This is a genomic window from Providencia sp. PROV255, assembly GCF_028478065.1.
GTDB lineage: Bacteria > Pseudomonadota > Gammaproteobacteria > Enterobacterales > Enterobacteriaceae > Providencia > Providencia rettgeri.
In genome coordinates, this window is sequence record NZ_JAMPMI010000024.1 from 113,371 (window position 1) to 137,012 (window position 23,642).

The following is a 23,642-nucleotide window of genomic DNA, read 5'->3' on the forward strand; positions in this document are numbered from 1 at the left end:
GTTGCCTTTTTATTGACGACTGTTAATGCCCCGTCAGTAGTGCTCCCCTGACGTTAACAATAATACATCACCGACGATCGGCCCTTCCAGGCAAACCAGTTCTTCCAGCAAGGTTGTGGCTCGTTCATTCAATTCCAGACCGCTGTGTTTGGCGTCTTCATTCATGAGGACGCGATCGAAAACCACGCCATTCAACGTAATCCCCTTGCTCAGCTGAGAAAACTCAGGGTACCCCTTCAGTACGCCTTGAACGAATTCGGGGTCAAGAAGCCCTTGCTCATTGCCCTCAGTAACTACGACGTCGCTTTCGCCGGTTCCAGCTCGGATAATCAATGCCATAAAAACCTCTTCGTTGGTGAGAGCCTCAATTATCTCATGGCCTTTTGTGGTGCCTGGTGTTTTTCCCCCTCGTTTCGCCCCCCTTTTCCGTGTTTTTGTCTGTGTGCCCGTGGTTAAATTGGGGACTGCCTACGCTGCCTGAAACCGTTAAATGCCAGCTGGGTGTGTGCCCCCTTTTGACTGGAGAAGATAGATGCCCAAGCTCGACTTGTTTGATGTGATAATGATTGGTGGTGGAGTGGCCTTGCTGGCCGGTCACTACATTTGGTCAAAATTCTTTAAAAAGCCCGATGATGATGGAAAGGATTATGCCGAACCTCCAGCCATCATGTCGGTTACCTCGCAAGCAGAAGAAGAAAGCGATCCAAGCAAGCACTACCATTAATCAAAAACCCCGGCATATAAACCGGGGCTTTTCATTTCTATGGGTGACGGTTCACGGTTGCGTTCGTAGCTGCTTCAGCACTCGCAGGTTTCTATTCGCGAATCCAGACAGCGTGATGAGTATCGTTGCCATCATGAGGAAAACACCTTTCAGTGTTCGTGATATGGCAGCAATTTCGGCCGATGCCTGATATTTCACATCAATAGCAGGCTTGGCATTATTCACAATGCTTGGCTCAAGTCGCTGGGCCAGTTCATACAAACGATATGCCAGCTCGTTATTCACCAAATTATAATCCTTCATAATGCGGACGCTGAGAGCCGCTACGCGGCTCGCTTGATCCTGAAGCTTGCTGGCTTCCTTCTCGTCTGAAGCGTCATGTGCGGCTACTGTCAGCGCCTGAACTAATGCCACACTGATGTTCATCGCGCGATAAGTGTCACCCACAACATAGCCTTGTCGCATTTCCCCTTCCAAAGCGGTAGCCGCATTGGTTCCGTTATCCCCCTTTTCCATCACGTCTTTCAAGATCAGACCAGCGCCAGGGTGTTCGGTGGTAATCGTGCTCAGCAATTCATCCACTTCCCCTATAGCAATGAATGCTGATGCCTGAACGTTAGCAGCTTCAGGGAGCCTTTGGGGTTTATCATCTATCATAACTGTTGTTGATAAAATGACGCCTGCGATAGGCGCGATGATGATAAGGTACGATGCTTCAGACCGCATGAACGATATCGCTACCACGATGGCGGCCAGTACCATTAAAAACGGAATAGTATACGAAAGGAAACCTGTAATAACCTCGCCCATCGTGACAAATTGCCCCTCTATCGCGCCCCCTGTTCCGAACGATAAATTAACAGGATGGTTGATCGCCATAGCGTATAGCGTATCCAGTTCAAAGTGTTGCATCCAACTGAATACCCAAACCAATCCTGCAATCAGCAACAGAATGCAGCCAGTCAAAAATAACCGATTGCGCTTAAGTTGAATGCGCTTTTCAGTCGTGACAATATCTGGCTCCGTCTTAACCATGAACCCTCCGGCATCAAATGTTAAATGAGAAGGCCAGATAACCCGGCCTATGCAACTGAATCATTATTCCGCCAGTTCCAAAAGCAGTTCGCGGCGATGCTTCTGCCAGGCGTCTGTACGTTCAGATAGGCGAGCGTAGTGACCTTCGCTTTCACGTTGGATCCGTTTAATCTCGCGCGCCGCACCGCCGATGGTGTTCGAAATGTGTTCCAGCGTTGACTCGTCATACACTGGACGATGACCTTCACGCGCAATACGGATAGAGCTCTCACTGACCAAGTCCGCCTGGTGTCTCGCCTGCGCATTTACGACGTCGCCCACCGCCTGGACCAGCTTTGAACGGTTGTTGCTTTGCGTGGCCTGATCCACAAGCAAATGAGCACGCTTTGCTGATGGGAGCGTTACGCGCTTGATAGTTTCAAACTGGTCAAGCATGTTGAGGTTGTTTCGCTGCATCATTCGGATCATCGTCAAATCCTCAAAGCATTTCTGCTGTGTCATGATGATGTCCACTTTGCGTTTTTTCAGTACGGCCAGCTGGTGGTCAATATTGCTGACTTCCAGTGCAAGCAAATTATTTTCAGGATCACTCTTCAGTGCCTTGCGGCGCTGTTTCAGCACGGTTTCAATATGCTCAGCTGCGAACCCAGCGGCCACGATGTTAATGCCCGACTCATGCACTTCGGCCAGCACTTCCTCATACAAAATGTCGAGGTTATTGTTGTGACCAATAAGATCAGCCGAGATGCTGGTGATGTCTTCCGTCAGTAAGCCGACTTGATTCTTCACGTTGTCAAAACGGTCATTCGCCCGATGAGCCAGTCGAAGTGCCCGCGTCGCGTAGTAACCAACTACAGGGATTTTAAGTAACAACTGCTGTACCTTGCCAGGCTGCACAGACGTGCTGATGTCGCGAGCAAGCTCAACGATTTCATTCAGACGCTTGCCGTCCTTGCCTTGGTTATAGACATGAACGTTTTCCAACAGCTTGTCCAGATAGGCACCATCGGGCGATTTGCTGCGACCAAAGTTATGCGCGCTTTTGGGGTCGCCCAGCACGAGGGAGTTTGCAACGGCAACGACCTGATCGCGTTGGTCAGGAGTGACAGCAAACTTCTCAGATTCTTTGTTCAAAATAATCTGATCTGCGGTGACAATGATTGTATTGGTCATATCAGTTACCCTTTTTAACGTTGTCGTTGAGTTTGTTTACCAGCGTTCTAAAACGCTGTTCGACTTCCGGATCCATTTCAATGTTGGCCGCGCCACTTCGCAGCTGTTTTATTTGGTGATGCCAGATTGGGATTGCGCTTTTCACAACTGCGTCCAGGAGGTCTACCTCAGCTGCTGCTGATTGCAGCAACAACCCCACCTGCACCTTATTCATTTCTGACGAGGCTTTGGTGACCTCCAGGTTAAGGATGCGTTGAGCTAAACGAGTTAGCCCGTATTCTTGCTGGTCTGATAGCGCTTCTCCACTTTCTCGACATTCGGCCACGAACGCCCGACCTTCTTGGATATAAGCATCCAGCGCTTCAATGTCACGCGTATAAATTTGCTCAAGTGCCAGCAAGATATGCACGCCCTTTTGCGCCTGCTCCAGTACCAGAGGAGCTTGTGCCACCAGCCGATCGACACGACGGCAATTCATGGTGAACTCAATCATGCGAGTTTCCTTTGCCCCCGTCAGAGCATCCCAGATGCTGGACAGGAATCCTGTCTTGCGTTTGAAGTACACGGCAGGGTCACAAGCTTCAAGGTGCTTTACCAAGCGTGCGCTTGTTGCGCTGATTTTCGTATCCTCAGCACCTACTTTCATGGCTTCTTCCAACGTCATTTTATTACCGTTGAAATCAAGGATGTCATCGGTATGGGACAGTAATTTTGGACCAAAGCTGACAACGCCTATCGCGTCATTGATGAACGCCGGTAATTGCCGGGTGATCAGGCTGGTGGGCATACGTACTCCTACGAAACAATAGAATCTACCTCCACGCTATCACGACAATTTCGCTGACAAAGAAAATGAGGCCGATTTTTACCAGAAAAAAAAGCCCTTTTTTCGTCTTCGTTTTGTCGATGAAAAAACTCAGTCACCGGTTAGGTGTTCGGTATCCTGTCTGCATCCATAAACAGGAGGATGCAATGCTCCGATTCGTACCAATGATGATTTTGACTGGCCGTCTAAGGCTCAACCGCGTATTCACGTTACTGACTGATGGTGCTGTTTCTGTGGCCTTCTGGTTCAGTCTGTCGGGGAATTTAACTTGGCTTGCCCCAGCGGGTTTACTGGTACTTTTCTTGTTGGTGTTTGCGGTGATCGGGTATCGCAGCTATTACCTTCCCGTGAAGACCTATCAAGTCACCCGCGTTCGCGTTGGTCGAGATGACCCTTTCGTGAATTTGTCCTTGATGATCATGCACGCAGGCGAAGAAATTGAGCACCCGCTTCCTGTGAAGGTGGCGCGCGGTGTTGCGTATCACTTCTATCTGTTGTCCATCTACATGCGCCTGGCTGATTCATTAACCTGTTACGCACGGTCGCTGAAGGAGGCGCGTTCATGAATGGACTTGGTGTGTTATTTGTCGTGCTGGTGGGTGTCTTGGTGCGAGATGTCATCAAACGCCGAAAACCTCAGCCTTGGCTTGTGATCGCCCTTGCCTTGTCGATGACATTGTTTGTCAGTGAGAAGTGGGTAGGCGCAGTCTACAGTGTGCCTACCAGCTCAATGCAACCGACTTATAAGGTCGGCGACTATGTCACAGCGGTCAGGTTAGGTGGGTTGCTGGACGATGGTCGATTAAGGCGCGGCGATGTGGCTGTGTTTAAGGCCCCTTCAGTTCCTCGCACACTTTATACCAAACGCGTTATCGGTATCCCTGGTGATGTGATTGAGTTTGACACAGACAAAACGTATCGGGTCAATGGCAAGGTGCTGGGTAATAAAACCGCAGAAAAAGACGGTTTCCAAGTGTTCACCGCCAACGATGAACGCTTCGGTAAGCCCTACAGGTTTGTGATCGACACGCATGCAGCTTACGTACCGACAAAAGGTCGCTGGGTTATTCCTGAAGGCTATTACTTTATGGCCGGGGACAACCGTGATCACTCGTGGGATAGCCGTTACTGGGAAAACCCGCCAGGCACACCAAAGCCGTTACGAGGGTTAGTCTCGCTGGACCGTATTGATGCCCGTGTGACTCGCACGCTGTTCAACTTTAATCCGTTCAACAACTACGATGCGCTTGATGTGCAGATGGCAGTGATCCGCCAAGGCATGGATGGTGCGCGACAATGATGATCGAAGCCTTCTATCAGACAAAGTCACCTGAGATGGTGGCTGAATTCGCGCGTTGCGTGGAAGCCTATAACGCGTGGCGAGCTCAGACTCAGGCTGTCTGTGAGCGGCTTGGGTTTGTCAATTTTTCGGGGCCGGACTTTTGTGTGCCGGATTATTTCTTCCGCTCCCGCTATGAGCATATCCAGAAAGTGACCGGCTTTAAGTTGGCCGGGGATGATTCCCTTTTGGCGGAACCAGACCACATTCCCTATGCGCTGCGCCATGACAACCCTACGGGAGAGGCTGTCTCTCGTGAGCTTATGCAATTGGCCGAGAATGCGCTGACGGCATTAGGTGTTGATTCCGCGCTCTACGGTGAGCCTGGCGCAATGGGGTATCAGCGCGCTATATGCATGATGCTGGGTATCAATCGACGCGTTACAGCTGAGGCCGTTGTGGGCTTCTCTCAAATATGGGCAATATCCGACGAGAAAGGCGATTTTTCTCTTATTTGCTCCATTCCCGTGAATGTCCGCGAGGATACCATGACCTATGAACTGCCTTGTATGCCTGAAGGCTGGGCGGATATTTCGGCTCAACAGGTGATCCACCTTTTCAACTACCACAATTCCATCGTCATAAAGGAGTAATGCAATGAAATACCTGTCACTTTTGATGGTTCTAATCCTTGGGGGGTGCGCTAACGTCGGGCCGGGAAAGCCGATGCCTGTGACACTCCAGTCAGCACCAATGCAACAACGAGTGCAGGACAGGGAGTTGATGCCGGATCTGATGGCGGAGCCGGATGCGCTACAAGTCTTATTTAACGAAGGGCTCGCAGAAGATGCTCAGTATGAAAGTGCCCGTTTTATAGAAGGGAGCAATGAAACCATGATCATCGCGTCTGTGCTAAATGTCCCCTGTCAAATGGTTTTTCGGTTTGTCGAAGCAACGAATGGGGATTTCTGGATACCCAATCAAATCGCATGCGATAACCAGGATGCAATGGCCGGGTATGTGCCTGAGGCCGACTCTGGGGTGATTTCGTCAGCGGATATCCCGATGATAAACTCGGCATATTCAAATGACTGATCCACTTTGTTGAGGTTTTTATGGTTTTGCGCGTCGTGAACTACGTTTTGATGTTAATGATAGCCGGTATTTATGCCGTGGCAGTCTACGCCAGTAAGAATGAGATCGAGCTATTCCGCATCATTGGTGTTGGGAACATGGCCCTATTCTGCGCCGCTGTATTTTTGCTGGCTCGCAAAGAGATTTACTACATCTGGGCAGCGTATGCCTTATCGCTGGTGGTTTACTATGCAGTGATTTCGCCATACCTGCCTCTCATCCCGGAACTTATCGTTTACGGTACGCCGTCCATTGTAGGGCTGATTGCCGTCTACGACATCGTGGTTCTAAACTCCAATGAGCTGTCGGTGAGAGCGAAGGCTCGCCGAGCTTGGCCTAAAAAACGAAAATAGGTGCAGTAAATGTCGAAAGGAAAGAAACGTCAGGTCACACCCGAAAAAGCAATGCGGATCCGCTTCTATGGCGTGTCGGGCCTAATTATTGTGCTCAATACGGTGTTTGTGGGGAGTGCAAAAATTCAGCTGATTTCCTTGTTGCTGACGTTGTCCATTTTTCTGTTATTTACACTTTCTGGCCGGGTTGTTGTCGGAACGTGGTTCAGAAAAGAAAACTGGCGCACGTTAAATGCCCCTCAGACCACATTGTTATTTCGTGTCTATGTTGGTCTCCCTGTCGCGGCTGTCGCTATGCTGCTCTATGCCTATGGGTATCAAGGTGCAATCAGTCAGGCGATGGTCGATGTATTGTTCCCGCCAGGCGAAAAGGTTGAAGACAAAATGGTCTCTGTCATGAACCTGCTCAATGCCAAACTCCCTTTGCTGGTGGGCGCTTTCCTGTTCTATATCGGCTTGTGCTTCATAGTTGGAACGGCTGTTAAATACCTTCAGCTGTCCGCTTCAGGCCGGGCGCTGGGGAGACTTAAAGGGGTCGTCAACGCGCGCCAGGTTTTGGAACAAATGACGTGGGACCAGTTCGAAAAAGTGGTTTGCAAGTTCTTCGAAACAAAAGGGTATCGCGCTCGCGTTACACAGGCTGGTGCTGACGGTGGTGTGGATGTTGAGCTCCTGGGCTTCGGCCACCGGGAAATGGTGCAATGCAAACATTGGAAAACCAATCGTGTCGGTGTATCAATTGTCCGTGAAATATACGGCGTTGTGCTCGCTGACGACTTTCACCGTGGGTTCATTATCACGTCGGGTTTATTCACCGATGAAGCATGGAAGTTCGTTCAACGCGAAAACGTGAAAGGCAAAGTTGTTTTACTCGACGGTACGCAGCTGATTGAGATGATTAAAGGGAATGGCGAGTTGGATCAGGAGGCTCCAAAGCCGCCTACAATCACTCAATCCATTGATGCGAAAGAGCCGTTATGTCCGGTGTGTGGCGGAAAGATGGTTCTTCGAAAATCAAATAAGTCAGCGTTCTTTGGTTGCTCCCTATTCCCCGACTGTCGCGGTACTCGCGAACTGTAGTCGTTCAACCTCCTTCCTTTTTATAGAGCGCCGTTAATCGGCGTTCTTTTTTATTGATAACCCCATCCAAAAAGGAGAGCAAAACGCAGACCTTTTCGCCCTTCTGAATTTCGGCAGCGGAAGCAATGCCGCTATAATCACCAGGCAATCCAAACCGGCAGTGAGGGTAACACTGTTGATTGTGGGCTCCGTTATGCGGAGTTTGTTAAAGAGGCTGAACTGCGACGGGTAAACATAACGAACGTTGCGGTTATCGGTAATGTGTATGAATGAATTTGAGGGGAAACAGATGACTGAGAAACGCGGCACTGGCGCAGATTACGGTCAGGAAATTTTGCGTGAACGCTCTGCGGAAGCGGATACGCCTGAACCAACTAAGAAAGTATCAAAGAAAACGGTGCTTTCCGTGATCGTCGCGGCCATTATCGCAGGGGGTGCGATGACGGCTGTTATTTTAACGAGCGATAAAACTCCGGCTGAGAAAGTCGAAGCGCTGTCAGTTGACATCAGTAATGACGGTATTGCGCTGACCGAAAACGTCAAAGCGGACATTGAAAACAGCGGCACTCAAACCAGTGAGCCCGCACTGACCAATGCTGAGGCGGTGAAAACTGATAGCGAAAACGCGCCGGAAACTCCCGCACTGGAAATTGCCCAGCTGAAGAAAAACAGTTTGCCTGAAACTGAAACGCCGGTTGAAGTCGAAGCGGTTGAGCCAGTTAAGCCTACGGCAGAGGTCCTTCCCGCTGAAGATATCGTTAAAGGGGCACAATCTGCACCGGAAGCGACTAACAACGAACGTGAGTACGACCCGGCCAAGTTTGGGATCACCGAGGATAAATCACCGGATGCCGACTTCGCAACTTCACAGGGTAGTGACGTTAAAACGGCTTCTGTAGCAGATCCGGCTTCTGTAGCCCCTGCTCAGACTGACAGACCAGAGTCCCTACCAGAGGCTAATCCTGTGTCTACACCTGCGCCTGAACCTATCCGGTTGGAGCGCGTTGAGCTCCCTGCGACCAATCAGTTCGCTCAGCCTTTGACGATGACGGGCTCTGATCTGAACTACACGGGTTCAGCGCTGAAAGTTGAGTACAAAGCTCAGCAACAAGATACCGTTTATCTTTACAGTACCTTTGCGGCGAAAATTTTCCTGCTGCCAACGGATAAAGGCGAAAATATTAACGCTTACCTTTCTGATGAGAAGGGTTGGCAATTGAAGCTGCTTCCGGGCGGTATCCTCCGCGTTCAGCGCAGTGATAACAAAGCATCCTGGTCGCAAGCAACTGACCTGTTTATCGTTGCAGGCAAGCGTACCTATTCGCTTATTCTCCAGGGTGTTGGTGAACCAGGGCAGCGTACCGACTCCCTTCGGTACACCTCGGCAGAACCTGAACAAAAGCCAAAGTCGAAAAAATAAGATTGATGGGACAGGCGTATCCTTGATGCGCCTTTTTTTATCGGAGTACATATGATAAGCCCTCTTATAGACGGGATCCGTCTAATCGCGACGAGCTACTGCATCAGCATTCCTCACGCTGAATGGACGCCTCAACATTCATACCTTGTCTGCCGTGCGCTTCTTCAGCGAGGGATTTTCGGTGGTAAGGCAATGTTGGGTACTCGGCTAACGCGGCATAAAGACGCCGTTAACGAAGGTGACCACGGCGTTTTCTCAGTATCTCATACGCAATATGGATGGTTAGTCCTGGAGGATGGCACTATTCTTGACCCGGTCGGTTGCCTGCAAAACACCGATGAAAGAAGTGAGCCGCAATACCGTATTGAGTACGATACAGCCTGCTATATCGACGGTATCGACCCTATGAACTGTGATCGCAGTGAATTGCCACACCACTTCACTGAAGATGAAATCTATCGTGTGAAACGCGGCGTGATGCGTGAGATCTGTTCCCGCGCACTGGGTTATACGTTGCAGGTTGAAGGCTTGACGATGGCAGAGGCGGTGTATCTTCTGAATCAGCCGTTGAGTGTCTTTGGTGGGCATTCCCGCATGCTCTACGAGCACTTTATGGGGTTGGGGCTGAGCCGTGTAATGCCTATCTCAAAGGTCAATGTCATCAACCCTACTCTGGCAAGAAAGCTCTGGGAGATGTTCTTTGTTGACACAGACGAGAACGAGCTCCACGCTATATTGCGCTAGAAAAAACCACTCGAAATATTGAGTGGTTTCCAGCTCGCTAATTTAACACTTCAAACTTAATAGCTCATCTCCGGCTCGGTTCCACCAGCCCAGCGGCGCTCCCAGTGTTCCAGGTAAACTTCAGCTACTTCCGGCAGGTTGTATAACACGATCGCGTTTTCACTGTTTCGCTTGTTCGCGCTATCGCTGTAGTTGAAAGACCCTGTTTCTACCGTTTTGCGGTCTACCACGATGAATTTGTCATGCATAATGGCGTATCGCCCGTTGGTTCTGATTGGGATCTTCGCCAGTCGCACCGTGTTCATCGCTGATATCGAGTGCTTGCTCTTATTGCCTTTCTCATCCACCACGATCTTGACATCAATGCCACGCTTCTTTGCTGCCACCAACTCTTTCACGATATCTCGCGATGTAAAGGAGTATGCAGCCAGGCGAATCTCTGACTTTGCCGAGCGGATAGCATTGATGATCGCCTTCTGGGCTGAGCCTTCTGGCGAAAAACCGATAACGATTTGCGTCTGGTTGTTAATCTGCGAGCCCTTCTCTGCTCGCGAAGGAGTTTGCTGGCTTTGTTCTTGGCTACTTCCCAGACCGTTAAGCAGGTCATCAAACTTAAACGCGAATGCATTTTGGGCTGATAACGAGAGAGTGAAAGCCAAGGAACTGACCAAAAGCTTTTTCTTGAGATCCATTAAGTCACCATTTTAGAAGTTTGTAATCGCACGAGCTATTACAACACATGATAAATGGGCGACAAAACGTTAAGCCATGCGATTTGTTCACCTTTTCTTTACGTGATAAAAACTCAATAAATGCGACTTTTATCCATTACATCCAACTATTTTCCATTTTGCATTAAAATGTCACCTTATTTTGTATGTTTCTGGGTGTTTTCGTCCGGCTTTTTTAGTGAATCAAGCATTCAGTATCTGTATATTTATCTGCGTTCCCTGCTGAAACCCGTTAAATAGTCAGGTGAACATCCAAAAACTGAACTTTAACTCAAGAAAGGATGTTAACGATGAAAACCATCTCCGCCCGTAACCTGAAATCTGTTCTGGCCGCTTCCGCTGTTCTGGCTCTGGGCGTGACCGCCATTTACGCAAAAGGCACCGAGCAAACTGGTTTCAGCGATGTGTGGAAAACCATCACTGAATACATGCAGGGTTCCCTGGGCCGCGTACTGGTAGGTCTGATCGTCATCGTCGGTGTTGCTGCTGCGGTTGTCCGCCAGTCTCTGATGACCTTCGCTGTTGCAGTTGGTGCCGCTATCGGCCTGTACTACGCGCCGGACATCATCGACGGTATGATGACCTCCACCAGCGCAGTAGCTACCGCCCTGCCAGTTGGTATCTAATCCGGCGGCTTCGGCCTGAATCAAGAAAACCCGACTTCGGTCGGGTTTTTTGCATTTCATGAACTAAAAGTTAAAGCGAACTTTGTAGATCTGCGATAAATGGTTTAATGTCCCCGTCAAACACTTCTGAGATGACCTCAGAAACCGCCTTTACTCTGGCAAGTTCAGCTGCATCTTTGTGAATAACCTTCCACACCTCGTATTTTTTCTTTCTGGCCTTATCCGGCCATATTCGAATTAACTCTGGATACCGTAGCTCTTGGTAGCTTGGCAACTCTCCAAGAGCCATGCCCGAACGTACAAACGTGGTAAGTAGAAAACTGGATGTCAGCCTGGCAACGATCCGCGCATTTCGCCGCGACTCACCAACTAAAGTCTCTGGTACAGGGCTGCTGAATTTATTGTCGTACAAGGCAATGTCATGGTTAGCAAAGTGCTGGCCGGGCTCAGGGAAACCAAACTTATCAAGATATGTCTGGGTTGCATATAAGCCGACATCCCAGCGCCCAAGCCTTTTAGCAATGAGATCTGGAGCCTCAGGCCTTTTGGTTCTCACCGCAATTTCAGCTTCACCACGCGACATGTCCGCCATCTGCGCACTAAGTTTCATGGTGACATTGATATTGGGGTACCGTTCTCTCAATATCTTCATCGCTGACATTAGGAATTCGACAGCAAGCCTGTCAGTGGTGGCGATTGAAACATCACCGGAGAGCGCGCCATTCATTCCTTCGCTCAAGCGCAGAAAAGAAACCGAGTTTCGCTCCATTTCCTGGGCGCTATCCAACACCATTTCTGCTATTTCAGTGGGTACCAGTCCATCAGGGGTGCGATAAAACAGTTTGGCGTTGAGTTGTTTTTCTAAATTTGTCAGTCTTCGGCTGACCGTTGTCTGATCCATCGATAGTCGAATAGAAGCACCACGCAAGGAATTGGTTCGATAAGCAGCAAGGAAAACTTTAACGTCATCCCATCCCGATAAATACATACATCCTCCCCCTGCAAAATTGCAGTCTAAGGTTGTATTTTTGCAATTTCCTTTTTTGATGTAAACAAAAAGGGAGGTGCATTAAAAATGCGGCCTCCCTTTTTGGTTTGAAGCGGTGAGTATTAGATGATTTGACCAACCCACAAAAAATACCACAAAGAGGCATAGCCAAGCACCCAAGCCCCAACTAAAGCGCGAAACCGGCGCTGGTATGCACTACGTGTTTTATGCTTGAACATCTGTTGAGCGATGATGCAACCCGGCCAGCCCCCCAGAAAGGCCAGCGCATCAAGCGTCAACTCTTCTACTCGCGGACCTCTTTCTATCGCCTGTTGCTTGTCCTTACGATACACGTAAATCGAAATCAGGCTCCAGGCAATCATCCACAGCGCCGTGTATGCGTAAAACATTATTTGTTCCTCTCATCAATATTGGTGGTGAGATAATCCCGGAGGTTTGTCATAGCCAGTGTTGTACGATCTTCCACTTCTTCCGCTGTATCAAAGAATTTCGCCAGTTTGCGATTGGCCTTTCTGAGCGCTTTCGCTGCCATTTCCTGCTGTGCCTGGAAAGTCTCGCTACGCTGGCCGTTAAGGCTTTGAGTGGTCAGTTCGTTTACCTGCATTGTGGCATCTTGCACGGCCTTTTGCAGTTGCTTTTTCTTTTGTGCCTGTCTATCGGACTCACGAAGGGCGCGCGTGCTCTTCATATACAGCGTGCGTAACGTTTTAACGAGGCTGTCAGGGCTAATGGGAACAGCATTTAAGGGTTCTTCGTCGGGATTATTCATGAATATTAGGCCTGTTGTTGTGGGAATTTCTAAACCGGTAACCGCTACCGTGTTTTACGTGAAAACACTCCCCGAATTTATCCTCTCTATGAAACACCGAACAGCCGTATTAGTCAGCCTTTTTTGTCCCCGTTCCGCCCTCCTTTTCAGTGCCTTCTGAGTTGATAAAATCGTATCATTTACGCCTATTTCAACCGATAGGAAGCCTCATGGCAGCAACTGATGAGCAACAGAAGATCATCGACTACAAAGCAGAGCCTGGGTCGATGGTTTGCGTGCAAGCCTATGCGGGGTCGGGCAAGACGTTCACACTGAAAGTTTATGCAGACACCCACAAAGATAAAAAGATGCTTTATCTGGTCTTTAATAAGTCGATACGCGAAGAGGCTGAGAAAAAATTCCCAAAAAACGTGGAGTGCAAAACCTCACATGCGCTGGCCGCTGCCCGCTTTAAGCATTATCGGCACAAGACAAAACTGAACATTCAGGTGAAAGAGTACCGCGACCTGATGGGCGAAGAGGATTGGCGCGTAGTCAAACTGGCTATCAATGGCCTTTCTCACTTCATGAACTCGGCTGACTATGAAATTAACACGACCCACGTTTTAAAAGACATCGGTAACATTGACAAAATTCCACCCTCCCGCGTGGACTCAGCATTGCGTGCTGCACGTCGGATCTGGAAGCAACAAATCGACCAGGAATCTGACGTACCCTGCACGAACAACACGTTGCTGAAGCTTTATCAGATGTCTAACCCGGCGCTGGATGTAGTCTATGACATTATTTTGTTCGATGAAGCGCAGGATGCCAACCCCGTGACGCTTGATATTGTGCTTAATAACAAGTGCGCGAAGTTGTTTGTCGGCGATAAGCACCAAATGATTAACCGTTGGCGTGGTGCCGAGAATGCCCTGGGCGTTGTGGAAGAGAAAGGCGCGGCCGTTCTCAGACTGACAAAATCATTTCGCTTTGGTCCGATGGTTGCGGCACTTGCCAATGTGGTGCTGTCCATGATTGGTGAAACCCACCCACTTGTAGGGCTGGGGAAATTGGATGAGGTTTGTCAGCCTCATGAGATAGCCCAGCAGGGTTTTCATGCTGTTATCTCACGAACATATATGGGGGTCATTTCTTCCGCCTATGAGGCTATCCTGATGGGTAAGCGCGTCATGTGGAATGGTGGCATTGGTAAGTACAATCTGGGGGAGTTACTTGACTTACATGCCATGAAAACCAGCAATTACGAGGCCATTAAAAATCCACGAATACTGACAGACTATGGCAACTGGGCCAACTTCCAAGAGATCGCGGAAACGACCAAAGACACGAACATGACCCGAGCCATCAGGTTGATGGATAACTATGTTGATATCCCTGGCATGGTCGATACGATGCGTCTGAATGAGGCTCGCACCCACAAAGATGCAGATCTCATCATCACTACCGCTCATACATCCAAAGGCATGGAGTGGGATAACGTTATTTTAAACGATGATTTTCCCAGTATTATTGAAGCAATGATGATGAAAAAATCGAAGCAGAGTATTATTGATGAGATGAACTTGCTGTACGTTGCGATCACGCGGACACAAAGTCGCATCAACATCAACAGCTCAATGATGGAATTGCTGGAGCAGTATAATCATCGGCGTGAGCGAAACGAGTCGATTGTCATTGTGTAAAGAAGGCCCTTTGTGGGCCTTTAATCCCTTACATGAAGCACCAAATAAGCGATCACACTGAATTCCATATCTAAAAGCATTAGGCCTAATACAACGTATGTATCTATCTGTTTTTTATTTCTTTTAAAACATCGTTTCTTAATAAGTATCCGGTCCAATCCGTTATATTATGATAATATTCAGGCATCCCTAATTCAAGTTCCGGCTGAAGTATATTCAGAGGAAGTCCAGGGATATAGCTTGGCGGTGGAGTCAAATTAAATCCTGCGTGAAGGAATCGACTGCGATGCTTATATATATTTTTATAAATAGTTTTTAATAATATATATTCGTTAGCATTTCTGTCTATAAATTCGTTAAACTTCCTACTTATACCACTAACACTTTCTATGATTTTAGTCTTGCATTCCGGACATTCTGTCTCTTTCTTGATACTCTTGGTGGGTAGGATGGATTCAATGGCGCTCACATAAGCAATTATTTCATATTTTTTGACTATATCATTTAAATCATTGTGACATGCTCTTGGTTGAGAGTGGTTTGGCGGCCTTGCAATCACGCCCTCAAATGAATCAACACATAAAAAAGATGGATTTAGTGTTGATTTAATAAATTCCCTTCTGAAGCACAGAGCCTCTCTAAATAATCTAGCAGAATTTAATCTAGTAGGAGAACTCAAGACTTCGAAAATAATTTTGTCTGAATCAGGAGGTAAGCAATACCCTCTAGTCTCAATCACTTCATCCAAGTCCATGTAGTTTTCATTTTCTATATACAAACCATTAATACCAAGTGCTTCTTCAGTATCTTCAGATAAATCATCATTATAACTTAATGAAAAATAGTCATATATTAAAATCGATAACGCCGATAGAATTTCATCAGCTTTTTTAATTGATTTTTTTGTTATCTCGTCCTTGTGAATGTAATCAATATTAAATATCAAATAAAAATAACCACTATGAGAATGGTCTTCAATTTTAATGCAACACTTGTCGAAGTAGTAATCACCGCTAAGCTTAACGTTTGTATTTACCTTCAGTTTGACTCCAGTTGACTTTATGTGCTTATTTAAATCATCCCCCTTAGGAGATCTGATAAAAATATTTATTATTTCATTTGTCAACGTAGTTTCTTGGCTGCCATCGAGATCTTGAGATATTTGATAAATTCCTCTATCTTTAGATACATGCAATAACAATGAAGCTACTTTTCCATTTTGAACAAATGAACAACTTAAAGAATAGTAATAAATATCTGGATTAGAATTATCATTATAGGTGTATTGCTGAGTGCCGAATGAACCATATTTCTCTTTTAATTCACCCCATACATAATTTAAATAATTATTGATATATTTATTATTTACTAGTAATGGTCTATTCATATCTACACTCTTACCTTTCTTCGATTTTTATCGCCAAGCTCGATCTGTATCTGCTAGATTACATTGAATTCTAGTATGTAGATCCTATAGAAAATAATCTATACTGTTTGGTAAACATAACAACGAATTCACTAGGTTAGCCATCATAAAAGTGTTAAATGAAGGCTTTTTATTCATATTTTTGCATCATCGAGTAAATTTGCTTTATTTATATGGTAAATATAAGCACACAGAGCCTCATCAACATCAACGGTTCTAATACGATCACCACCGAGAATGACGAGATTCTATTGATATTTTGTGAATTATGCCAAGACTAAATTTATATCTTGGATTAAATGATATTATTGCCGAAACAAATTTTGAAGGGATGCTGTGTATGCCTAACTGGGATGAAATGTTCTATTCAACAAAATCTCTTTTTGGAATAAAAGAGGACACCCTCTCAGAGTATTCATCCAACTCACGAGATAAAAACAAACTAGATAGCTTTAAATCCGAATTGCTTTTTGCATATTTATTTCACTGCCTACAAGCAGAAGAGCCTTCTAGAATAAAAATGATATGCCAGACGGGTGAAAACCATCCTGACTTAAAATTAAACATTGATGGGGTAATAGCACACATAGAGGTCACAAAAATAACCAAACCAGAAAATAGGTTCAGAGATGAGCCTTATCGCTCATTTGTTCCCGATGACGTACTCAAGCAAGATGAAACAAAGCTATTTGTAACTTCAAAGATCTCCGATAAATCAGAGCAATATAAGAAATGGTTAGGCAAAAAAATTGTAAGCCCTAACGATTCAAAAATTATCGCGATAGATATGGGGAATTTATTTCCGGGAACAGTATCTGGTCCATTGCTATTCTCTGCCTATTCATTCTTCAAGGATGAATTAGAATTGGTATTTGATAAAAGAACGGGGAAGCAAATGGGAGCAGGTATTCCTATAGCTCGACACGAAATGAAGAAAAAGAAAACAACCGATGAAGGTGAAAAGTTAGTGACTATAAAACATGATGACTTGTTAAGTGGTGTTATATCAAGTCACATTAGTGGAATTATCGCTTACCATAAAGGAGCACCTGCATATCTACACATAATAAGCATTAATAACGACCCGCTAATGGATCTGCTTTATTTGAGGTTCTCTAACCACCCTACCCTTAGTACAGAAATTCTAAGGCATGGGATATTATCTTAAAAGCCAGCGCTAGGCTGACTTTAATGCCGTAATCAGCAATCACTGGCAGGCGTAGCTCTCTTCGTCAGAACTATCATTCTTAGCCTGTTCATGTGCCGTTATTTCCATATCCAGACTCTCGCCAGCGACGAGAGGCTGAACGCCATCAGCAATGCTGGAATTAAAAAAACATTTTTATTCATCATTTTCTCTTTGCAGAATAGAGGATTGCCCGGACGAACCGGGCATCCGAATTTATTTTTTAGTCGGTGCCGCAGCGGGGGCTTTTTCAGCCTCGCCTTTCACCATGCGCTCAATGACTTCAACGAAGCCAGCGAACGGACGCGCGCCGACAATGCTTTCACGCTCACCGGTTTTGTTATCGATCACGATAGTCGTCGGTGTCCCGTTTACGCCGTCTTTTGTCCCAGCATCCATATCGCGCTTGATACGCTGGATGATGTTCGGATCCTGCATGCAGGTATCAAACGCCGCTTTGTCCAGTTCGAACAGTGTCGGGATGCCTGCGCTGTCTTCGAACCCTTTGCCATTGCCCTGCGTGTGCTCGAACCAGTAGTTGGTTGCACCCCAGAAGCCCTTCGGACCTTTTTGCTCGGCCACACATTCCGCTGTCATTGCCGCTTTGGTTGCCATTGGCTCATGAAAAGCCAGGTTGAAATGACGCCACTCCCAGTTCACCGCGCCGTTGTTGGCCGTATCAACCAAATATTTCGGCGTCTTATGGAACTGCTTGCAGAATGGACATTCCAGATCTTCATAGTTCACCAGCGTAAATCGCGCGTCCGGATTGCCGTAGATGTAGCGTCCATCTTTGTTGACGCTAACCTGCTCCCAGCCTTTGTACAACTCAGCGCGCTTCTCAGCGAGCTTGTCCTCTTCCAAACCAGCCAGTGCGGCTTGCACCGCTGACTTCACATCACCGTTAGAACCCGCAACGCCACCGCCGGATTTAGCCAACTGCGCAAATTGCCCCTCAACACTTGCGTACAGGCTTTTACCGTTGTTTTCGACCTGAACCACCTGCGCTTGAAGCGCATTAAGTTTGGTCTTGATACCGCTCGTTTGCACAGCGGTGTAAAGGCTTGCGCCCATTGAAACGGCAATCATCACACCAATGGCGATTGGACCGATGACTTGAATTTTATTGACTTGCTTGGACATCGTTTTCTTACCCCACTTAAGAATTGGTTAGTCACTTAAAATTTGGTGAATTGGTTATCGACATACATCTTCAGCCGATATTTGCGCAGATCTTCCGGCTCGCCACGGGTCAGCACGTCAATTTCGTGCTGGCTCAGGCGGTAACCTGGCGTTGAACAGTAACGCTCTTTAATTTGCAGGTACTCACCACGTTTAGCGGTTTGCTTACTGTTCGGCAGCATGAACGAATTTTCATCGCAGAACCTGGGTGACTGAGTAAACGTCCCGCGCGGGCCGTTGGCATAGGCTGTGCTGGATACACTGGTCAGCAAGATCTGGGTATCCAGATCGCGAGCAACGTAACGCTTGCCCGTTTGGTCATGAACGGCATACGGGCTCACAAGCGTGTGCTCATAGCCTGGGTGGCGTAGTGCGGCACCGCCACGCTCAGTGCTGTAGTAGGACTCTGAAAACTCATAGCCTTCAGGGTAAGTCGCCTTGACCACCGTCACCTGCGTTTCATCAACATAGGTACGCTCTGGGGCCTTCGATTTGTCCGCTGCACACCCGGTCAAGGTGGCAATGACTAAGGTTGCCAACAAGGGCAATGCGAAACGTTTACGGGTTTTCATCACTTCTTCTCCGGTTAGAAAGCACAGTCATTATCCTTTTTTTTAAAATTGCCAGTTACCGTTTTAGCCGACAAAACGAGGGCCTTTTCGTTCCTGCCCGCACCCGCTCATGGGTTATCGTACTTGCACTACAACGGAGAGCTTTAAATGCTGAAGATCATCAAAACGCTGTTTGGCAAAAAAATTGAGGAACAGGACGAGATTAACATCCCTCTGGAGACCCTCGAAGAAATCGACTCTATGCGCGACGGTGTAGATTCATTGGTTGTACGTGGTGATATTTTGCGTTACCCGCCCGCTGAAATTGGTTTCCCTGCACTGATCCCTGGTAACTACATTCTGCGTGAAAAACAAACCGACATGATCCAGGCTATTAAACGCGAGCTCAATATTCGGGATAGCGAATTTGAGCAGCTGATGATGCCGATGCTTGATAGCTTTGCGAACTTCGTGCAGCTGTTTCCCGCTTCCGAACATCACCACCACCGAGCACAGAGTGGTCTGATGCGCCATTCGCTTGAGGTGTGTTTCCAGTCCATCCGTAAGGCCAAAAACATTGAATTCGATTCGATGGAAATGCCCGTGGTGAAATCCAGCCGTATGCTGGCCTGGCGTCTTGCGATTGCGACCGCTGGCCTGCTGCATGACATTGGCAAGCCGTTTACGGATTACGAAGTCTGGGATAAGTCCGGTACCTATCACTGGCCTCCGGGCCGCACTCCAATTCATGAGTGGGCGAAAGCCAATAAAATTGAACGTTATTTTCTGGTCTGGAAGAGCTCGCGCCACCAACAGCACCACTCCAGCACCACCGCCATGATGATGATGATCATGCCGCAAATTCTGCATGAGTTCCTGCTGAGCGAGGGTAACGACATCTATAACGAGCTGACTCGGGCAATGGCCGTGAGTACGGTTCGCCTGGATGCCACCGAAGAAAACGCACCGGAAATGAAAAACAAGATCCTGAAGATTGTAAAGGAATCCGACGTTATTTCTGTCCGCCATGACCTGCAACGCTATGGCGGTGATGCGGTTCGTGCAACGCAATCGGGAGTCCCTGCGGTCCAGCGTATCGTGGATGCCATGCGCCACCTGTTAAAGAAAGGGGTGTGGCAACCCAACAAACCCGGCAATCCGATTTGGGTTACCACCTATGGCGTGTTCATCGTTTGGGGCACGGCAGTCAAAGACATCACCAATACCGTGAAGAAATCCGGTGCGGTGATCCCTCAGTCGGCCAACAGCCTGGCTGATTTGATGATGAGCTATAAATTGTGCATTCCGAACATAAACAAAAACGAAGATACTGCGTATTGGCGTATTGCCCCGCACATCATGAATGACCGGGATTCCCGTAATAGCAAAGAGCCCAAAGTGGCGCTGAGTTGTCTGCGGCTTATCTCTCCGGACGTGCTGTTTGTGGACACGATGGAGCCGCTCCCTATTTCCTCCCGCATCCGCATTGAAAGCGAGTGGCGTGAATTCCAAACCAGCAAAGGGAAAAACATCCCTGTACTGAAAGAAAGCCGCCCTTACGTGGGGAATAAAGAGCCGCGTGAAAACAGTATTCCGGCTGACGTCGATCCTGAAATCCTGAAAGGTGGCACACTGCTGCCGGATGAGAATGACAACCCGCTGGACAATATGTTTGGGGCCTCGAATCCGGTGACCCCAGATAACGCCCACCAACTGCTACATCACCTTAATCTGCTCTCTGATGCCGACTACGAAAAGGTGAATGCCCGTCAGGATGCAAAAGCCAAAGCCCAGGCCGAGTTGGCTAATCAAAAGCCGGGTGAAGCCTTCCAGGGATCACCTGCATCGGTTGAACAGAACCAGCCCGTTAAAACACCTGCGAGCGAACCGAAAAAAGCCAAGGTTGAGTCGCAGCAGCTGAGCCTAAAAGACGTATTGAGCAAACAAAGTACCTCTGACGAAATGCCCCCACCCATCATGTCGGAGGCAGACCATTATCAAGAGCCAGAGTATGACCGTGAAACGCTGTCTTTGTGGGATACGTTAAAGTACCACGCGGTTACCGAAGGCTATCAGAATGACGAGCGTCATCTGGTGGACGCCAAACCGACCAGCGACCCGATGACAAAAGCGCGAGCACAGATCCAACGAGTGCAGGATGAAGTGGATAACGGGAATTTTGAACCGCCCACACAGGAGAACGATTTTGGTTATGACAAAAACCACATGGCCGCTTTGGATGGCGAACAACTGACCCCGCTACATCAAGATCAGACCCCTCTATTCCGCAACGCTTCAGACCTTGCGAAGGAAAAGCTGGCGTCTTACGTTGCTGCGAATCAGTCCGGTCTTTTCCATGAAAGCGGTCACTGCTGCATTATTTTAGAAAACGGGGTTGAGGACTCGCTCTTTGAACCGATGCGGGACGCAGATTGGATCTGGTATCCGTTTATGGAAGCCCCCTGCGAGTATTACACCCATCGTTCTCAAATGTGTTTTTACCTGCGCAAAGAGCTCAACGCCGATATCGACCAGCTTTCCGGTCAACGTTATCGTGCCAGCCTGAGCCCGTTTGACCTGACTGACGTCAGTGTGGATATGACCGAAGTCTATCGCGCTATTGCGACCAAAGGGGCAACTAAAACCGCCTTCAATGGCGACCCGGTGATCGCCTTGTCCTCATTGCAAAAGCGTCGTATTGCACAAGAGCTGAACATCAACGCCAATCAGTTCCAACAGGTACTGATTGATAATTTCGACTATGTGACCCGTACTGGTGTCGATTACATCCTCGTTAACAGCAATATTCAAAATTTCATGGTGAACGATAATGAGTGAATGGAGTTATAACATGCGCTGGCGTCCCAACTTTGAGGCGCTGGAAATCGCCGGTTGGGGTGTGGGGATTGCTGCCTCACTGGCTGTCAACGCTGCATTCAATATGCCTGCGGTACCTTGCTACTTGGCCGTTGCGGTACAAGCGGCCTATGCGGCTCGTTCCGTGCCTTCCGCGTGGGACATTTACAAGCACAAGAGCCGATTAAAGCGCAAGCCAAACGTCCTGAAAATGGAGTTGGAATCCGTTATCGACGTCATGATGAAATTCCCTGACAGCTACCTGCTGGGGTATGGTTTTGAGTGGGGCCAACCGGAAGGCCAGCTGGCATCCGAGCTCATCAAACGAGACATCAAGAAGTTCGTCAGCAAAGTGCCGGAAAACTTCATGGGCTTGGGTTGGATCCACGCCCTGGGTGAAAAACAACAATGGATACGCGTCGCTGAAGATCTGCTGTCATTGCATACCCTGGTGACCGGCACAACCGGTTCGGGTAAAACAACCTACTATAAGCTACTCATCCTTCAGGCCGCACTGAAGAAACAGCCGCTGATCCTCATCGACCCGAAAAACGATGAAGAACTGGCGGACTGGATGAACATGTGCCTGCGACTGGTGAACCGTGAAGATAAGTTCAACTACATGTCGCTGGCGCACCCAGAGAAATCCGCGCGTATTTCTCCTATCACCAACTACACGCGTGCGGGTGAAGTCGCTAACCGCATCACTTCCGTCATTCAGCGTGCCGATGGCACGAGTGACCCGTTTGTGTCGTTCGGTATCATGTCCTTGACCACGGTCGTAGAGCTGATGAAGATCTGCGAGTTGAAACCAACCCTCAAGAACGTGAAAACCCAGCTGGGCTCGGATGTGTCTGCTCTGGCTGAACTCATCATTAAGTCGGTTACAAAAATTGGCCGTCAAGTGCTGGGTGAGGATGATTTTGACCGTATCTTCGCCATGCGCATGGATCGTTATGCCAACAAAGCGAAGGGGCCAAAGGAAATCGCCGATATCTGCGCCGAAATTTACCGCAACGATATCAAGGCAAACCGCAGCTTCCCAAGCATTGAAGCCGGTCTGGATATGCTCGGCCACCAGCGTGAGCACTTCCAAAAGATGATACTGAACGTGATGCCTATCCTCAGCCAGCTGACGCAGGGTTTCATGGCAGAATTGCTGTCCCCGGACAGTGACGATGAATCCCAGCTGAACGACTTCCGCCCTATCTCCAACGTGCGCGACATCATCACGACCGGTGGCATGCTGTACATGGGGCTGGACTCATTGGCGGATGCGGAAACCGGTTCGGCAGTGGGCTCTATCTTCCTGTCTGACATCACCAGTGTGTCGGCGGACGTGTACAACTTCATGAAACCACGCGGGGATGACCTGGCTCCGGTGATGGTGCTTATCGACGAAGCCGCTGAAGTCATTAACGATCAGGTCATTAAGATGCTGAACAAAACCCGTGGGGCAGGCTTCCGCCTTTTCATCTCATCTCAGTCCACCAGCGACTTTGAAGCGCGCCTGGGCTCTGAGGCCAAGATGAAACAAATCGTCACCAACACCAACCACTTTACTGCGTTACGCACCCCCGACCCTGATGCGCAAGAGGCGGTCATGAAACGCGTGCCGATGACCAAGTTCAAGTACGTCATGCGCGGTCATGGCTCCAGCGCAGGCGCTGACCCTGAGATGATCACTGGCTCGGTCAGTGAGCGCATCATGGAAGAGGAAGGTGAGCTGTTCCCTTCTCCGTTACTCGGCTGGCTACCGAACTTGGAATTCATGGCCATTAACCAGGCGAACAAAATCGTCAAAGGTAAAGTGCCCATCATTATGTCTCCGAAGGGGGACAAGGCGTTTAACC

The 23,642-nt window shown here is 48.2% G+C and carries 25 protein-coding genes; 14 read left to right on the forward strand and 11 right to left on the reverse strand.

Annotation, left to right across the window (positions count from 1 at the left end):
* Nucleotides 1-33: 33 nt before the first annotated feature.
* Nucleotides 34-339 carry a hypothetical protein gene (locus tag PR725_RS19470; protein ID WP_272570140.1) on the reverse strand — a complete coding sequence of 102 codons (306 nt, stop codon included), beginning with the start codon at nt 337-339 and terminating at the stop codon, nt 34-36.
* A gap of 193 nt (nt 340-532) precedes the next feature.
* Here PR725_RS19470 and PR725_RS19475 point away from each other — a divergent pair, with 193 nt between their 5' ends.
* A complete protein-coding gene (locus PR725_RS19475; RefSeq protein ID WP_272570141.1) occupies nt 533-724 on the forward strand; it encodes a hypothetical protein in 192 nt (63 codons plus the stop codon).
* 51 nt (nt 725-775) lie between these two features.
* Here the strand turns inward: PR725_RS19475 and PR725_RS19480 are convergent, their stop codons facing one another.
* From PR725_RS19480 to PR725_RS19490, 3 genes are all read right to left on the reverse strand, one after another.
* Nucleotides 776-1,759 carry a hypothetical protein gene (locus PR725_RS19480; protein ID WP_272570142.1) on the reverse strand — a complete coding sequence of 328 codons (984 nt, stop codon included), beginning with the start codon at nt 1,757-1,759 and terminating at the stop codon, nt 776-778.
* 63 nt (nt 1,760-1,822) lie between these two features.
* Complete coding sequence (locus PR725_RS19485; protein WP_272570144.1) at nt 1,823-2,932, reverse strand: toxic anion resistance protein; 1,110 nt, start codon at nt 2,930-2,932, stop codon at nt 1,823-1,825.
* Between the two features lies 1 nt (nt 2,933).
* On the reverse strand, nt 2,934-3,719 hold the full coding sequence (locus tag PR725_RS19490; RefSeq protein WP_272570145.1) for a hypothetical protein: 786 nt from the start codon (nt 3,717-3,719) through the stop codon (nt 2,934-2,936).
* Between the two features lie 185 nt (nt 3,720-3,904).
* Here PR725_RS19490 and PR725_RS19495 point away from each other — a divergent pair, with 185 nt between their 5' ends.
* The 8 genes from PR725_RS19495 (at nt 3,905) to PR725_RS19530 (ending at nt 9,768) form a co-directional block, all read left to right on the forward strand.
* Nucleotides 3,905-4,324: a hypothetical protein gene (locus PR725_RS19495; RefSeq protein WP_272570146.1), complete on the forward strand. Its 420-nt coding sequence runs from the start codon at nt 3,905-3,907 to the stop codon at nt 4,322-4,324.
* Complete coding sequence (lepB, locus tag PR725_RS19500) at nt 4,321-5,058, forward strand: signal peptidase I (protein WP_272570147.1); 738 nt, start codon at nt 4,321-4,323, stop codon at nt 5,056-5,058. The genes PR725_RS19495 and lepB overlap by 4 nt, the downstream gene beginning before the upstream one ends.
* On the forward strand, nt 5,055-5,690 hold the full coding sequence (locus PR725_RS19505; RefSeq protein ID WP_272570149.1) for a hypothetical protein: 636 nt from the start codon (nt 5,055-5,057) through the stop codon (nt 5,688-5,690). The genes lepB and PR725_RS19505 overlap by 4 nt, the downstream gene beginning before the upstream one ends.
* 142 nt (nt 5,691-5,832) lie before the next feature.
* Nucleotides 5,833-6,132, forward strand: a complete 300-nt coding sequence (locus PR725_RS19510; protein ID WP_272570150.1) for a hypothetical protein — start codon at nt 5,833-5,835, stop codon at nt 6,130-6,132.
* A 20-nt stretch (nt 6,133-6,152) separates the two neighbouring features.
* The gene (locus PR725_RS19515) at nt 6,153-6,524 is read left to right on the forward strand and encodes a hypothetical protein (protein WP_272570151.1); all 372 of its coding nucleotides are present in this window, start codon (nt 6,153-6,155) and stop codon (nt 6,522-6,524) included.
* Between the two features lie 9 nt (nt 6,525-6,533).
* A complete protein-coding gene (locus tag PR725_RS19520; RefSeq protein ID WP_272570152.1) occupies nt 6,534-7,604 on the forward strand; it encodes a restriction endonuclease in 1,071 nt (356 codons plus the stop codon).
* 289 nt (nt 7,605-7,893) lie between these two features.
* Nucleotides 7,894-9,024: a hypothetical protein gene (locus PR725_RS19525; RefSeq protein WP_272570154.1), complete on the forward strand. Its 1,131-nt coding sequence runs from the start codon at nt 7,894-7,896 to the stop codon at nt 9,022-9,024.
* 51 nt (nt 9,025-9,075) lie between these two features.
* Nucleotides 9,076-9,768, forward strand: a complete 693-nt coding sequence (locus PR725_RS19530; RefSeq protein WP_272570155.1) for a hypothetical protein — start codon at nt 9,076-9,078, stop codon at nt 9,766-9,768.
* 56 nt (nt 9,769-9,824) lie between these two features.
* Here the strand turns inward: PR725_RS19530 and PR725_RS19535 are convergent, their stop codons facing one another.
* The gene (locus tag PR725_RS19535) at nt 9,825-10,460 is read right to left on the reverse strand and encodes a phospholipase D family nuclease (RefSeq protein WP_272570156.1); all 636 of its coding nucleotides are present in this window, start codon (nt 10,458-10,460) and stop codon (nt 9,825-9,827) included.
* A gap of 329 nt (nt 10,461-10,789) precedes the next feature.
* Here PR725_RS19535 and traA point away from each other — a divergent pair, with 329 nt between their 5' ends.
* A complete protein-coding gene (traA, locus tag PR725_RS19540) occupies nt 10,790-11,125 on the forward strand; it encodes a TraA family conjugative transfer protein (RefSeq protein ID WP_272570157.1) in 336 nt (111 codons plus the stop codon).
* Nucleotides 11,126-11,195: 70 nt separating this feature from the next.
* Here traA and PR725_RS19545 read toward each other — a convergent pair whose 3' ends face one another.
* The 3 genes from PR725_RS19545 to PR725_RS19555 all read right to left on the reverse strand — a co-directional run bounded on the left by PR725_RS19545 (nt 11,196) and on the right by PR725_RS19555 (nt 12,903).
* Complete coding sequence (locus PR725_RS19545) at nt 11,196-12,113, reverse strand: LysR family transcriptional regulator (protein ID WP_272570159.1); 918 nt, start codon at nt 12,111-12,113, stop codon at nt 11,196-11,198.
* A gap of 122 nt (nt 12,114-12,235) precedes the next feature.
* Nucleotides 12,236-12,523: a DUF1294 domain-containing protein gene (locus PR725_RS19550; protein ID WP_272570162.1), complete on the reverse strand. Its 288-nt coding sequence runs from the start codon at nt 12,521-12,523 to the stop codon at nt 12,236-12,238.
* Entirely contained in the window at nt 12,523-12,903 is a 381-nt protein-coding gene (locus tag PR725_RS19555) for a hypothetical protein (protein WP_272570163.1), read from the reverse strand. Before PR725_RS19555 ends, PR725_RS19550 begins: the two co-directional genes overlap by 1 nt.
* 209 nt (nt 12,904-13,112) lie before the next feature.
* Between PR725_RS19555 and PR725_RS19560 the strand changes: the two genes are divergently transcribed.
* Nucleotides 13,113-14,588: a 3'-5' exonuclease gene (locus PR725_RS19560; RefSeq protein WP_272570164.1), complete on the forward strand. Its 1,476-nt coding sequence runs from the start codon at nt 13,113-13,115 to the stop codon at nt 14,586-14,588.
* A gap of 103 nt (nt 14,589-14,691) precedes the next feature.
* Here the strand turns inward: PR725_RS19560 and PR725_RS19565 are convergent, their stop codons facing one another.
* A complete protein-coding gene (locus tag PR725_RS19565) occupies nt 14,692-15,975 on the reverse strand; it encodes a hypothetical protein (protein ID WP_272570165.1) in 1,284 nt (427 codons plus the stop codon).
* A 379-nt stretch (nt 15,976-16,354) separates the two neighbouring features.
* On the opposite strand from PR725_RS19565, the gene PR725_RS19570 reads away from it, so the two are divergent.
* A complete protein-coding gene (locus PR725_RS19570) occupies nt 16,355-17,182 on the forward strand; it encodes a hypothetical protein (protein ID WP_272570167.1) in 828 nt (275 codons plus the stop codon).
* Nucleotides 17,183-17,416: 234 nt separating this feature from the next.
* Here the strand turns inward: PR725_RS19570 and PR725_RS19575 are convergent, their stop codons facing one another.
* Both PR725_RS19575 and PR725_RS19580 read right to left on the reverse strand, forming a co-directional pair.
* Nucleotides 17,417-18,343, reverse strand: coding sequence for a DsbA family protein (locus PR725_RS19575; RefSeq protein ID WP_272570168.1), 927 nt, complete (start codon nt 18,341-18,343; stop codon nt 17,417-17,419).
* A gap of 35 nt (nt 18,344-18,378) precedes the next feature.
* A complete protein-coding gene (locus PR725_RS19580; protein WP_272570169.1) occupies nt 18,379-18,954 on the reverse strand; it encodes a hypothetical protein in 576 nt (191 codons plus the stop codon).
* A gap of 147 nt (nt 18,955-19,101) precedes the next feature.
* Between PR725_RS19580 and mobH the strand changes: the two genes are divergently transcribed.
* Nucleotides 19,102-21,771, forward strand: coding sequence for a MobH family relaxase (gene mobH, locus PR725_RS19585; protein WP_272570170.1), 2,670 nt, complete (start codon nt 19,102-19,104; stop codon nt 21,769-21,771).
* A partial coding sequence (gene traD / locus PR725_RS19590; RefSeq protein WP_272570172.1) for a conjugative transfer system coupling protein TraD occupies nt 21,764-23,642 on the forward strand: 1,879 nt, incomplete at its 3' end. The genes mobH and traD, both read left to right, overlap by 8 nt.